Here is a 14060-nt window from a genome sequence, read left to right on the forward strand (position 1 = left end):
CACGGGTGCTGGGGAGTTTTCGCTCGCCTATGTGCCGTGCACGTATGCCCCGCGAGCATGGGGAGCCGTGGCTTACTGTGATCTGGATTGGGCTGGTGAGCAATGGTAATCTGGTAGGGCTGTATTTAGTGATTCGGTGCGAAATTCGCACCAATCCAAGACAAGGTTCGTGAGGCAAGTATTTCGTGACGCTACTTTTTGCTGTCCTCCTTGCGGCATTGGCAGTGATCTTGGCACCGGTAACCGTAAAGGTCATGGACCGACAGGCGGGCTATCCATTAGCTGGCCTTTTTCTCATCGCAGCGGTGCTCATTGCTAAGGATTTTTCTGCCATTGCAGCGGGGGAGGAACTCAGTTTCCAAGCCACCTGGGTACGCGATTTTATTGCACCGGGGGTTGACGTAAGTTTCGCTCTGCGTGGAGATGCATTGAGCATCTTCTTCGCCATGTTGGCTCTTGTCATTGGCGCTGTCGTGTTGACCTACTCGGCAGCCTATCTCCCTAAAAACGAGGGAAATACGAGCTTTTATACACTGATGACGGCGTTCACGCTGTCCATCTTGTTGCTGGTTCTGGCCAATGACGTTGTAGTCCTATTCCTCGCCTGGGAGCTTGTCTCCTTGGCTTCTTTCATGCTCATTGCGCGCTCTGGCTCTGGGGGAGAGGCAGGTTCCCAGCGCACCCTCATCCTGACGTTTATCGGTGGCCTTACGCTATTGACGGCATTGGGCATTGCCGCAGTGACCACCGGCTCGACCACCATTTCTGAGATTCTCGCATCCTCGGTATGGGACGATCGTCCGGGCGTGACCGCAAGCGTTGCCGTGCTTATCGCGGCTTCTGCCTTTACCAAGTCCGCTCAATTTCCATTCCACTTCTGGCTGCCAGAAGCCATGGCTGCCGCTACGCCAGTCTCGGCGTTCCTACACGCCGCGGCCGTGGTCAAGGCGGGCATCTACTTGCTCATTCGCTTCTCCACGATCTTTTACGATGTCGCGGTGTGGAACTGGGTGCTCATCGTCGTCGGTATGGGTACGGCGGTTATGTCCGCAGTATTCGCGGTGCAAAAGACGGACCTGAAGAAGCTGACCGCTTATTCCACCGTGTCTCACCTGGGTTGGATTGTCGCCACCATCGGTGTCGGCACTCCCTTCGCCATTGGGGCGGCACTGGTACATACCTTGGCACACGCGCTCTTCAAGTCCTCGCTGTTCATGCTCATCGGTGTCATTGACCATGAAGCAGGTTCGCGCGATATCCGTCGCCTTGGCCCGTTGTGGAACAAGATGCCGTGGACGTTTGGCTCTGTAGTCATCGGCGCCGCATCCATGGCCGCGGTACCACCGCTGCTGGGCTTTGTGTCCAAGGAAGGCATGCTCACCGCCTTCGAGGACGCCCCGATCGGCGGCGCAGGCCAAGCGATCTTGCTCATCGTGGCAGGTATCGGTGCCTTCTTTACCTTCACCTACTCTGCAAAGATCGTCTTCGGCGCATTCTTCGATGGGCCACGGTCCATGGACGATGTCCACGAAGCCCCAGTTTCCCTGTGGCTTCCTGCGGCGCTGCCGGGCTTTATGTCCCTGCCGCTCGTCTTTGTCCTGGGTATTTTCGAAAAACCCCTGGAGCATGCCGTTGGTGCCGTGGGCATGGAAACGCATGCTCACCTTTCGCTATGGCATGGAATCAACGTGCCATTCATCATCTCGATCCTCGTGCTGGTAGCCGGAATTGCGGGCATCTTTGTCCGCAAGAAGATGTGGCCGGCCTTCGAAGAGCGCAACTTTATGCCGCGCAGCGGCAACGAGCTCCTGCAAAGCCTGCAAGATGGCTGCGCCAAGCTCGGCCAAGTACTGGGCAAGATGTCCGATTCCCACAATCCGTCCCGTCACATTCTCCCGATTGTCATCGTGGTTATCGTTCTCGCCGGTACTACCTTGTTCGGCGAGGGAGTCGACGGTGTACCGCTGCAACCGCGTGTCGATGGGCTCGACAACCCGTGGGACCTGCTGCCTTTGGGAATCGTTGCGTTGTCCGTATTCGGGCTGGTTCGCACCAAGAACCGCCTTACCGGCGCCGTTATGATTGGTATCGCGGGTACGGGTGTTACCTTGCAGATGTTCCTCTTGGGCGCACCGGACGTGGCACTCACCCAGTTCATGGTGGAGGCCTTGTCTGTGGTCGTCATGATGATGGTGCTGCGCTACCTGCCGGAGACCTTCCAACCGGTTACGGATAAGTCCCGCAAGGTGGGCTCCATCGTTATCGCCGTATTGGCCGGTATTGCGGCCTTCCTCGGTGTCTGGGGCCTGATGGGCCGTCACGAACGCTCGGATCTGGCGCTGTGGTACCTCGACAAGGCACCGGATATCACGGGCGGCGATAACGTCGTGGCCACCATCATCGTGGAATTCCGTGCACTCGATACCTTGGGCGAGCTGTCCGTGCTGGGCATGGCCGCCGTCGTTATCGCAGCCATTACCACCACGCTGCCGCGCTTCCCGTTCAGCTCGGGCACGCGCCCAGCGCCATTCGGCCAGTCGCAGCTGAACTCCGTGCCGCTGCGCAAGGGAATCAATATTGTCATTCCTTTGCTCATCATCATGTCCGTCATCGTGTTCTTCCGCGGGCACAATTCCTCCGGCGGTGGATTCCCCGCTGCGCTCATCATGGGTGCGGCCATCGGGCTGACCTACCTTTCCCGTGGCTCCGATGAAATTGTCTTCGGCCGCATGACCCCAGTGCACCTGACCGGCATTGGCATTATTACGGCACTGTTAGCAGGCTTTATTGGCTACTGGCACGACGGCTTTGGCAATGGTGGTTTCCTCACCGCCTTGCACGGTGAGGCCTTTGGCCAGCACTGGACGACGTCCCTCATCTTCGACCTCGGTATTTACCTGGCAGTGTTGGGTATGCTCACGATGGCCATCAATGCCTTGGGCGGTTACCTCAGGCCTGGTACCGAGCGGGACTACCTTCCATGGATCCATGATGATGACTCGGCCCTGCCGGCGACGCCGCGCATTGCCGTTGAGGATGCGGACGATCCGTATCCAGACCCAATCAACCCGTCGACGGATCCGCTCGCTTTGCTTAGCCCCAAAGAGGCAAAGACAAAGAGAAAGCAACGTCGCCGTTCTAACGCCAACCGAGGAGGGGAGAAGTAATGATTCTCGCGTTAACTATCGCCATCCTCATCGGTGGCGCCGTCTACCTCATTCAACAACGCGGCTTGGTCCGCATTGTATTGGGCATGATGGCATTCGGCCACGGTGCCAACCTGACCTTGTTGGCCACTGGCGTGTATTCCTACCGAGGGGAGTCCTTTCCTTCGGAAGTCCCCCACGACCAGATGGCCGATCCGCTACCGCAGGCTTTCGTTCTGACGGCCGTTGTTATTTCCATGGCAACCTCGACCATCCTGTTGACCATGGCGGCAATGGGCAAAAACGATGACACCGATGTGGTGGAACCCGTCGATGACAACACCATCGACCACGCATTTTCTACCCTGGGCCGCGATGCCCAGAACCGAGCGATCTTGGAAGAATCCGCGAATGAGCTCGATCGCATTGGCCGGGTAGACCACGACACTCCCGTGGCTGAGCGCGGGGTAAATAGGAAGAAGGAGGATGAAAAATAATGGCTGATGTTGTAGCCCAACTTCTTCCGCTTTTCCCGGCAATTCCGCTCATTGCCGCGGCTTTTGCCTTGCTGGCGCCGTGGCGCGCTGTCCGCGATGCGATCATGCTCATCATCCCCGGAGTCGGTGTCTTTGCTGGTCTGGGGCTGTTGATCTACACCATGAATAATGGGGTAGTGGCGCATACCGTGGGCCTCTACGTAGGCAATGTGGGTATTCCTTTTGCAGCGGATGCCTTTTCCGCACTGATGATCATCACCACGATGATCGTGGCCTTTGGCGCTAACTGGTTCGCCATTGTGGGAGGGGAGACGAAATCTCGTTACTATCCTTCGCTCACCCTGATTCTTATTACCGGTGTGTGCGGTGCGCTGCTGACCGCTGATCTCTTTAACTTCTTCGTGTTCATCGAGGTCATGCTGCTGCCGTCCTACGGCCTTATCACCATGTCCGGCACGTGGTCACGCCTGGCGGCTGGTCGCGCGTTCGTCCTCGTCAACCTTTTCGCCTCCACGCTGCTGGTGGTTGGTGTCGGTTATATCTATTCCGTCACCGGCTCGGTTAACTTGGCTGCATTGCAGGGAGCTGCCGCCGGCAATGGCCCAGTGACCGTCGCCGCGGGGATTATTCTCATCGCGATTACCGCCAAGGCCGGTGTCTTCCCAGTGCAGTCCTGGCTGCCGCGTACCTACCCAGGAACGTCGGCTGCGGTGATGGGCCTTTTCTCCGGCCTGCACACGAAGGTTGCTGTGTACATGCTCTACCGGCTGTACGTGCAGCTTTTCGATCTTGAGCAGCGGTGGAACGTGCTCATCATCGTCCTCATGCTGATCTCTATGATGATCGGTGCGTTTGGCGGTCTGACCGAAAAGACCATTCGCCGCGTGCTGGGTTACCAGATGCTCAACGGCATGCCGTTCATCCTGGTGATGTTGGCCTTTACGTCGGAAGATCCGAGCCGCGCGCTGGCCGCCGGTATCATGTACACGATTCACCACATGGTGACCGTTGGCTCGTTGATCCTGGCTTCCGGTGCCATCGAAGAGACCTACGGCACGGGTGACTTGACCAAGCTATCGGGCCTCGCGCGCCGCGATACCATCATCGCCTGGATTTTTGCCGCTGGTGCTTTCTCCGTTGTGGGCTTCCCGCCATTCTCCGGCATGTGGGGCAAGCTCATGATTGTCTTCGAGGTCGCCCGCAACGGCGGCGCTTGGGCCTGGATTGCTATTGCCGCCATCATCATCGCTTCCTTCGCCGCATTCTTGGCGATGTTGCGCGTCTGGCGCGAAGCCTTCTGGGGACACGATTTGCCCTCGGACAAGGTTCCAGATGAGCTCATCATCCGCAAGAAGCTGATGGCGCCTTCCGCAGCGCTCATCTTGGTCTCGCTGGGCATGTTCATTTTCTCCGGCGTGGTTATTGATGCGGTGGAAACCGCAGCCGAGCAACTGCTGGACACGACGGCTTATACTGACACCATCTTGGGCGATGATTCAGCCGCACTACCTAATATCGATGACATTCAGGAGGGCCGATAAATGCATGCCGTAGCTTATGCACTCTGGCTCATCAAGGAGATTTTCGTTGCTGGGTTCACCCTGGCGATGTCAGCATTTAAGCCCGATAACGAATACCACCCGGTGATCATCCGGTATCCACTGCGCGTTACCAGCGCCTGGGAGATTTTCTGGTTCACCTCTTCCATTACCGCAACCCCTGGCACGCTGTCGTTGGGACTGCGCGAACCACCGCGCAAGGGCTTGCCCCGCATCGTGCTAGTACAAGCGGTACAGGGTTCCGATCCTGCGGCGATTGTGGCTGACTTGGCCGATATGGAAGAGCACTTGGCACCGCGCGTGAAGAGCATCGACTATGGCGTTCCTGGGCAAGGGGATACGACGGAGCTCGATGAGGCTTTCTACGAATTCCCCTTGGATACCCTGGGTCGCTATATGCGCTCGCCGGACCTCGCGCGGGCGGAGGACACTCCGCTTTCGGAGAGCCAGGCGGACGTCGAAAAGCCCAAGCACCTCGCCCGGAAAATTCAACGCAGGAAGGAGACCGACCGATGATTGATTTTGCAACATTGTCCCCATTCGGTTGGGTTGTACTAGTGTGCGTGTTCATCATGGGCGGGGCCGCCTGGTGCGGGGTGCTATTAGCGCTGCGCACCCGCGATGAACTCACCCGCGCGGTGATGTCAGACATCGTCTTTTACGGCATGATCTGCATGTACCTCGGCTGGTCAATGATCAACAATGCCCCCTTGGCCTATGACATTGCCTTGATTGGCGCCATCGCGGCCGGTATTTTGCCGACCTTGTCTATGGCCCGCATTATTTCGAAAGGTCGGCGATAAGTCATGGCTGTTTACGAGATTATTGCTTCGGTTCTGCTCATTGTGGCGACCATCCTTGTGGTGGCAACGGTGGTTTCCTTGTGGCGCGCACCGGATGCCTTGACCCGTGCCAACCTGATGGGCCCGACCGTGGGGCTGGCGGTGCCGCTTATCATCCTCGCCAAGCTAGTGGTGGATTTTGGGCAGGATGGCTTTTCACTAGGCCTCCTTATCAAGGGCCTCATCGCGTGCTTTGGTGTCTGGATTATCGGCTCGGTGGGTTCGTTCTACCTGGGGCGTTCCATCTACGGTGTTGCGGTTACTGACGTTAAACACGCCAAACACAATAATGAGAAAATTCAGACCGTCTACGCTGATGAAGACGAAATCTAGGGTTATCCTTCCCTAGTGTGCAGCGCGGGTTCGTACTTTCTCCATGGAGGATGTACGGCCCGCGTTTCTTTTGGGCAGATGCGGTGCGTACAGCAGCGGATCCAGCCTTAATTTACCGGCTGCAACTGTAATTCGGGCACATTCGGAAGTTGTGCGGGGTTAGACTAGAACGCAGCATATCCGCGCCGCGCCTGGCCGCCGACTTATACTTTTCTTCAGGAGGATTAAATGAAACTAATTACCGCCATCGTTAAGCCGTTTACTCTGCCGGATATCCGGGAGGCATTAAAACAGCAGGATGTACACGGCCTTACAGTGACCGAAAGCCAGGGCTTTGGGCAACAGAGTGGGCACAGCGAGGTCTACCGCGGCGCCGAATACGCGACGGACTTTGTACCCAAGGTGAAACTAGAAGTTTTGACCGCTGATGACCAGGTGGAAGAGCTCATTGACGCCATCGTGGATGCCGCTTATACCGGCAAGATTGGCGATGGCAAGATTTGGATTACCCCGGTAGAAGACGTCATCCGTATCCGCACCGGGGAGCGCGGCGAGACCGCCCTTTAAGCAAAAATGGTGGCAGCATCCGCTCTTCGCAGCGAGGCTTATGACGCGGCGGTGCGCCTGCTTCAGGATTTAGATCTGCCGCCGCACACGGCGCTAGCTGCAACTGGCTCTTTAGCCAGGCAGGAGATGACTCCCTATTCCGATATTGATGTCATCTTGATCTTTCCGGAGGATTACGAGCCAGATCCCCGCTTGGTAGAGGACTTATGGTATCCGGTGTGGGATGCCAAGTATCGGCTGGATTTCGCCCTGCGTACCCCGCAGGAGTGCGCCGAAATAGCCTTGCAGGACACCTCGGCTGGCTTCGCACAATTGGATCTGACGTATATCGCCGGCGAGAAGCCGCTTGTCGATGACGCCCGTCAACGCCTCCTACACGCGTGGCGTCGACAGCTGCAGCGGGGGTTTGACCGCTTCGTCGATACCGCCATCGCACGGTGGAACCGTTCTGGCGCCGTTGCCACCATGACTAACCCGGACTTAAAAAACGGGCGCGGGGGATTGCGCGATATTCAGCTCCTGCGCGCTTTAGCCCTAGGAAATCTGTGCGATCTTCCTGCGCTGGAAGAAGAGCGGCGGTTGTTACTCGATGCACGGACCCTGCTGCACGTCAAGGCTCGCCGGCACCGCGATATTTTGGATCCGGACTTTGCCGCAGATGTCGCTGATGAATTGGGCTTCAGCAGCCGCTACGAGCTCACGGCGGCATTGGTTACTGCGGCTTCTGCTGTCGATGAAGCGGTAGAGCGTAGCTTGGCCACTGCCCGCGGCGTTTTGGGTAGCCGGGGCGCTGGTCCGGCGCAGGGGCGCGACCGTGTGCGCAGGCCCCTTGACGTGGATGTCGTGGCCGATGGCGCCGTGATCTCCCTAGCCCGCACACCCAATCGTGGGGATCCATGGCTGTTGACCCGAGTTGCGGCGGCCGCAGCGCGGACGGGTTATTCCGTTTCTGCGATGACATGGAGGGCGCTGCAGGAGTTACCGCCCCCGCCGGAGCGGTGGCCGAGGGCGGCCGTGGATGACTTTTTCGCCATTTTGTCTTCGCCATCTCATACCCCACGGGTGATTGCCGAGTTGGATCGCTATGGGCTGTGGGAGCGCTTGGTCCCCGAATGGGGTCATGTGCGCGGATTACTTCCTAGGGAACGCAGCCACATGCATTCCGTGGACTACCACTTGGTTGCCACCGTGACGCGCTGCGCCGAGGTGCGCACATCGGTGGCCCGCCCAGATCTCCTCCTCTTGGCTGCGTTGTATCACGATTTGGGAAAGGGCCATGACCGCCCGCACGAGCAAGTAGGAGCAGAGATGGTGGCGCGGCAGGCCGCGCGCATGCGGTTTAACCTTGCAGATATCTCCCGCGTGCAAACCGTGGTGGCAGAGCATACGAGCCTGGCGCGATTGGCGGCGACGATGGATCCGCGCTCGGATGCCGCGCGCGATGCCCTATTAAACGTCTGCCATTATGACCAATTGACCATTTCGCTGCTTGCGACCTTGTCCAAGGCGGATGCCTTATCGACGGGCCCTGGGGTGTGGTCCGCCCGCACCGCGCAGGCGCAGGGCCTTATCGTGGCCCGCGCTTTGGAAGCGAATAAGCCTCGCATAGTCACCCACCCTTTAGTTCGCGTTCCCCAGGACGATTACGGGGTAGGCCTGGCGGTCGATTGGCAAGAGGAAGTGGTCACAGTGCCGTGGTCTGGTGCCAATAAGGCAGAGTTTAAGCGCATTTTTGCGCTGATTTCCGCCTTGGGGTGGACCATCGTGCGGGCCAATTTCGTGCGCGGTGATGCTGGTGACTATCAGGCGGAATTTGTCATCCGTACCGTGCAAAAGACGCTCACAGAGGCCGCGGAACCGGATAGGTTTATCCAGTCCTATAATTCGCGTACGTACACAGAGCTTCCCGATATCGCAGGTGAGCCCACGACGGCAGCCTTTAACGTAGGCGGAATCTTAGAGATTCGCACCGTGGAGAGAATAGGTGCATTGGGTTATTTGGTGGAGTCATTGCCGGAGTTTATGTGGCTGCGCCATGAGATTTTGGGCGCCACGATGATTGTGCACGTTTTCTTTGGCGCTTCGGTTTCTCGCGCCCAGGTGGTGGGGAATGTGACCAGGGCCCTGGCTAGGGACTAAGATTGGATAATTGAACTTTAGATCGATCTAATTTAAGGGAGCGCATCCGTAGTGTTTGACTCACTATCAGACCGCCTACAGTCAGCCCTGGCGGGCCTGCGCGGCAAGGGCAAATTAACTGAGGCGGATATCAACGCCACGACTCGTGAGATTCGTTTGGCATTGCTGGAAGCTGACGTTTCTCTGACGGTGGTGCGCGGGTTTATCAAGCGCATCAAGGAACGCGCCCGCGGCGCGGAAGTATCCGAGGCACTCAACCCCGCCCAACAAGTTGTCAAGATCGTCAATGAGGAGCTCATTGAGATCCTAGGCGGCGAAACCCGCCGGTTGAACCTGGCTAAGAACCCACCGACCGTGATCATGCTGGCCGGCCTGCAGGGTGCTGGTAAAACCACCCTGGCGGGTAAATTGGCCAAGCACCTCACGAAGCAGGGGCACACCCCCATGCTTGTGGCCTGTGACTTGCAGCGCCCAGGAGCGGTGCAGCAGCTGCAGATCGTCGGCGAGCGCGCGGAAGTTCCGACCTTCGCTCCAGACCCAGGTACCTCCCTGGACTCCAATGACCACGAGATGGGCACCTCGCACGGGGACCCGGTGGACGTCGCCAAGCGCGGTATTGCTGAAGCAAAGCAAAAGCAGCACGATGTGGTCATTATCGATACCGCCGGCCGCCTGGGCATTGATGAAACCCTGATGACGCAGGCGCGCAATATTCGCGATGCCGTAAACCCGGATGAAGTCCTGTTCGTCATCGACTCCATGATTGGTCAAGACGCCGTGCAAACGGCGGAGGCCTTCCGCGATGGCGTGGACTTTACCGGCGTGGTTCTCACGAAGCTGGATGGCGACGCCCGCGGTGGTGCAGCGCTATCCATTCGTGAGGTGACCGGCAAGCCGATTTTGTATGCCTCTACTGGTGAGAAACTCGATGATTTCGATGTCTTCCACCCAGAGCGTATGTCTAGCCGCATCCTGGGCATGGGTGACCTGCTCTCCCTCATTGAGCAGGCAGAAGCCACCCTGGATCACCAGAAGGCCGAAGAAGCAGCCTCCAAGCTGGGCTCTGGCGAGCTCACGCTGAATGACTTCTTGGACCAGATGCTGATGATCCGCAAGATGGGTCCGATTGGCAACCTGCTGAAGATGATGCCTGGCGGCAAGCAGATGAATGAAATGGCCGCCATGGTGGATGAAAAGCAGCTGGATCGCATCCAGGCCATCATCCGCGGTATGACCCCAGAAGAGCGCGAGAGCCCGAAGATTTTGAACGCGTCACGCCGCAAGCGCATCGCCAATGGTTCCGGTGTGAGCGTTTCCGAGGTCAACCAGCTCATTGAGCGCTTCAATCAGGCCAAGAAGATGATGTCCAAGATGGCCGGCCAATTTGGCATGGGCGGTGGCGGACGTTCTGCCACCAAGAAAAAGCCAAAAGGCCGCAAGGGCAAAAACGGCAAGCGCAAGAAGGGTAAGGGTGGCGGCGGCAACCGCGGGCCCAAGATGCCAGGCGGAATGCCAGGAATGGGCGGCGGTATGCCGTCGATGGAAGAGCTACAGCAGCTGCAACAGCAGATGGGAGGCGGCGGTGCAGGCGGCCTCGGCGGTGGAAAGATCCCCGGCATGCCCAAGATGCCCAAAGGCATGGAGAATATCGACCTCGATAACCTCAACTTTGGCAAGGGCAAGAAGTAGCCGCGCAGAGACATAAATAAAAGGTGGCCCATTGCTTACAGGTAATGGGCCACCTTTGTGCGTGCCGTCGCGGGGAGCGTTTACACCGGATCGTTTTCCAAGGTATTGGGGTACGGCACTGGGGTGGCGCGCCGCGCGCCACCGGTGGTGGGGGCAGCTGGCGATTCCTCTAGTGCTGCCTCCGCCTCTTCAGGGGAGATTTCTGGCGCCTCTTGTTGGACCTTTTCGCCATTCAAGAAGGGCGTGAGGGCTTCTCGGATCATCGGCATCGCGGAATCCGCAAAGGCATTGGTGATGTGGTGCATATCGCGGTAGACCATGGTGTTTCCGATGATGACCGGGCAATCGCCATTAGCATCGCAGAACCACGGCGCGGTATCGAGGGACAGCATGTTTTCGTACTGCGATAGAACAACGGCACCTGGATCGTAAGGTTGGTAAACCTCCTCAAACCGCATGCCGCAGCCCACAGCGTCTTCAGTGGCAACGTAGCACTCATCGAATTCGCGCGGCTCCCCGTCCTCATCGAATCCCCACGGGTTATCGCGGAAACCCAGGAAGGGGATATCGCGCTTGGATAGTTCTTCCCAGAAGGCTTGGTAGCCGGCGGGGACCGCATCGGGCCCATGCCCGAATTCGTTTTGCGGGCGGGTGGTATTGGAGATAACCAACTCTGGCTGGGCTTCGGCGATGCGGTCCATGACCAGTTCACCCCACTCGGCGCATTCGGGGCTGACCGTGACGTCATCGCCAAGCTCGATGGGGCAACCTTGGCGCAAGAGGGGAACCAGCTTGAAACCCATCTCTCGGCCGAGGCGGTCGAGGGCAGAAGAATATTGTTCTGCGTGGGATCCTCCCACCAGATAGACTTCTTTTTCCGCGGTAGTATCGCCGAAAATGCAAGGGGTCTTGCCGTCCCTGCGCGTCTCAAAGAAGAAATCAGCGGGCTGAGTATCGGGCACGAAGCACCAGTTTGCAGCAACCGGCGGCTCAATGCCCCCGGCTACGATGGGATCTGGTTTGATTTCTACTCCGTCCGGCGGGGTGATGTCATTAATGAATGTCGTGGCTCCGGGATATTGCTGGGGATTGAGCATTTCCGCGTCAGCATTATTAATGGTGCGCAGCCACAGCGGCTGAATGAGAAGCAGCGCCGCGACGCAGCTGGCCACTACGACACCGCCGATGGCTCGACCGGCACCGGCACGGGTGGACAGACTAGAGACCGCCTTGTGGGCCGGAAGGTCCTCTGCCAAGGGTCGCTTGCGGTGCTGGCGCAGGGGGCGTTCGATGAAGCGATGCGTGATATCTGCAAGCAGCAGGGAGATGGCAATAATAATGATGCCCAGCCACCACGACGGGGTCTGCTGACCCAAGTACGAGGTGGACAGAATAAGCAGCGGCCAGTGCCAAAGGTACAGCGGATAGGCGACATCGCCTAGCCAGCGCGCCTTCTTAGAGGCCATGGCCTTGGAGATCTTGCCGCCACCGCCCAAAATGATGAGCACGGCACCGCCCAAAGGCAAAAGCGAGAGCGGTCCTGGGTAGGCGGTGGTCTCTGCGATGATGGCGCCGGTAAAGACCAGCATGAAAAGGCCAAGGCCGGTAAACAGGTCATAAAAACGTGCAGGGATTTTCCATGCGGAACCGTAGATGGCTAGAACCGCACCGAGGGTCAACTCCCAGGCACGCGACCACGTGGAGTAGTAGTTTTCTGGCGTTCCGTGCAGCCCATGGCGCGAGGCATAGGCAAAGGACACGATGGTCACCACGATGAGAATGGGGCCGGCGATTTGGTTGACCGTGGGGAAGCGGCTGGTCCGCAGCGAAGATTGCTGCGGACGCCATTTCATAATCGCGGCCAGGATGAGGGCAAAGGCAATGCCCATCAGGTAGAACTGGCCCTGCACGGACATTGACCACATATGCTGCAGCGGGGAAGTATCGGCGGCGGCCGCAGTGTAGTCAGCGTTTTGGCGCGCCAGTTCCCAGTTCTGGTAGTACAGCATGGTTGCCGTAATTTGCTGGGTAAATTCAGTGCGCATGAGCTGCGGCGTGCAAAGGCGCACCAATATATACGTCACACCGATGACTAGGACGAGGCTTGGTACCAAGCGGCGCAACGTGCGCCAGATTGGCCACCATGGGTTCAAGGAGGCGTTGGGCTTGCCGGCATAGCGCAGCTGTGAGCCTAGGAAGAAATAACCGGAAAGCAGTAAGAAGACATCCACGCCGCCAGATACGCGACCGACAAAGACGTGGTAGATAACTACGAGGCCAATTGCGATACCGCGCAGACCATCGAGGTCATAGCGGTATCGAAAGTTGCGTGGAGAATCATTTGTCATAAAACGTCATTTCGTGCGCTTGTTCACGGGAAACAAACGCGGCGTATTTCAAAGCCTTCTGGGGCAAAGGTTTACATTCGGCTAATAAGGGTACTCTTTAAAGGTCTCGAAGGCATAACGGGGCAAGGTAAAACGCGGGAGACGCGGAGATTTTAAAATACTGCCTGCACACGCTAAAATGGTTCGGGTTATCGCAGTAGTGCGAACTGCTGATGATAATGAGACGTTTCATTCTGCGTAACACCGTTCCCGTCTACGGTCGGCCGGTACGTCACGCGCAGATAAAATCCAAGGGTTGAACCGGCGTGCTAAACAGCGCGTGTCTGAACTGCCCAGTGACTAGAAAAGGAGCCATCATGGCTGTCAAAATTAAACTGCAGCGCGTAGGTAAGATCCGCGCCGCTGAATACCGCGTAGTTATCGCTGATGCTCGTACCCGCCGCAGCGGCAAGGTCATCGAGAACATTGGCATCTACCACCCGAAGGAAGAGCCTTCCCTCATCAAGATCGACTCCGAGCGCGCACAGCACTGGCTGTCCGTTGGCGCACAGCCTACCGAGCCTGTCTTGGCACTACTGAAGGTCACCGGTGACTGGCAGAAGCACAAGGGCCTGCCGGGCGCAGAAGGCACCTTGAAGGTTGCCGAAGAGAAGAAGTCCAAGCTGGACATCTTCAACGAGGCATTGTCTGAGGCTAATAACGGCCCAACCATCGAGGCCATCACCGAGAAGAAGAAGGCCAAGGAAGAAGCTAAGAAGAAGAAGGAAGCTGAAGAGGCTGCTGCAGCTGAGGCTGCCGCTGCTGCTGCCGGCGAGGCAGACGCTGATGCAGAAGATGCTGAGGAGTCCGCAGAGTAATCTGCTCGTTCTCTAGCGCCCTTCACTAATTAGGGCCGCTGTGCATAAACTTCATCCCCCACCCGATATCGTTGCATTTATGC

Annotated in this window: 11 protein-coding genes; 10 read left to right on the plus strand and 1 reads right to left on the minus strand. The window is 57.9% G+C overall.

Annotated features, from left to right (window positions below; translation table 11 throughout):
• Positions 1–185: 185 nt before the first annotated feature.
• The 9 genes from HMPREF1257_RS02005 (at position 186) to ffh (ending at position 10772) form a co-directional block, all read left to right on the plus strand.
• Positions 186–3167: a DUF4040 family protein gene (locus HMPREF1257_RS02005; RefSeq protein WP_023022939.1), complete on the plus strand. Its 2982-nt coding sequence runs from the start codon at positions 186–188 to the stop codon at positions 3165–3167.
• Positions 3167–3643 (plus strand): sodium:proton antiporter, encoded by a 477-nt coding sequence (locus tag HMPREF1257_RS02010; protein ID WP_023022937.1) that lies wholly within the window; start codon positions 3167–3169, stop codon positions 3641–3643. Before HMPREF1257_RS02005 ends, HMPREF1257_RS02010 begins: the two co-directional genes overlap by 1 nt.
• Positions 3643–5184, plus strand: coding sequence for a monovalent cation/H+ antiporter subunit D family protein (locus tag HMPREF1257_RS02015; protein WP_023022935.1), 1542 nt, complete (start codon positions 3643–3645; stop codon positions 5182–5184). Before HMPREF1257_RS02010 ends, HMPREF1257_RS02015 begins: the two co-directional genes overlap by 1 nt.
• A complete protein-coding gene (locus tag HMPREF1257_RS02020; RefSeq protein ID WP_005278609.1) occupies positions 5185–5718 on the plus strand; it encodes a monovalent cation/H+ antiporter subunit E in 534 nt (177 codons plus the stop codon).
• Positions 5715–6005 carry a cation:proton antiporter gene (locus HMPREF1257_RS02025; RefSeq protein WP_005278611.1) on the plus strand — a complete coding sequence of 97 codons (291 nt, stop codon included), beginning with the start codon at positions 5715–5717 and terminating at the stop codon, positions 6003–6005. The genes HMPREF1257_RS02020 and HMPREF1257_RS02025 overlap by 4 nt, the downstream gene beginning before the upstream one ends.
• Positions 6006–6008: 3 nt before the next feature.
• Positions 6009–6377 (plus strand): Na+/H+ antiporter subunit G, encoded by a 369-nt coding sequence (locus tag HMPREF1257_RS02030; RefSeq protein ID WP_005283678.1) that lies wholly within the window; start codon positions 6009–6011, stop codon positions 6375–6377.
• A 228-nt stretch (positions 6378–6605) separates the two neighbouring features.
• Positions 6606–6944 carry a P-II family nitrogen regulator gene (locus tag HMPREF1257_RS02035; RefSeq protein WP_023022932.1) on the plus strand — a complete coding sequence of 113 codons (339 nt, stop codon included), beginning with the start codon at positions 6606–6608 and terminating at the stop codon, positions 6942–6944.
• Positions 6945–6950: 6 nt separating this feature from the next.
• Positions 6951–9083 carry a [protein-PII] uridylyltransferase gene (locus HMPREF1257_RS02040; protein ID WP_023022931.1) on the plus strand — a complete coding sequence of 711 codons (2133 nt, stop codon included), beginning with the start codon at positions 6951–6953 and terminating at the stop codon, positions 9081–9083.
• Positions 9084–9134: 51 nt separating this feature from the next.
• Positions 9135–10772, plus strand: a complete 1638-nt coding sequence (gene ffh / locus HMPREF1257_RS02045; protein WP_023022929.1) for a signal recognition particle protein — start codon at positions 9135–9137, stop codon at positions 10770–10772.
• Positions 10773–10852: 80 nt separating this feature from the next.
• On the opposite strand, the gene HMPREF1257_RS02050 is transcribed toward ffh, so the two are convergent.
• Positions 10853–13120 (minus strand): acyltransferase family protein, encoded by a 2268-nt coding sequence (locus HMPREF1257_RS02050; protein ID WP_023022928.1) that lies wholly within the window; start codon positions 13118–13120, stop codon positions 10853–10855.
• A gap of 356 nt (positions 13121–13476) precedes the next feature.
• Here HMPREF1257_RS02050 and rpsP point away from each other — a divergent pair, with 356 nt between their 5' ends.
• Positions 13477–13977, plus strand: a complete 501-nt coding sequence (gene rpsP / locus HMPREF1257_RS02055) for a 30S ribosomal protein S16 (RefSeq protein WP_023022926.1) — start codon at positions 13477–13479, stop codon at positions 13975–13977.
• The last annotated feature ends 83 nt before the right edge of the window (positions 13978–14060 follow it).

The organism is Corynebacterium sp. KPL1814 (assembly GCF_000478175.1).
Taxonomy (GTDB): Bacteria; Actinomycetota; Actinomycetes; order Mycobacteriales; family Mycobacteriaceae; genus Corynebacterium.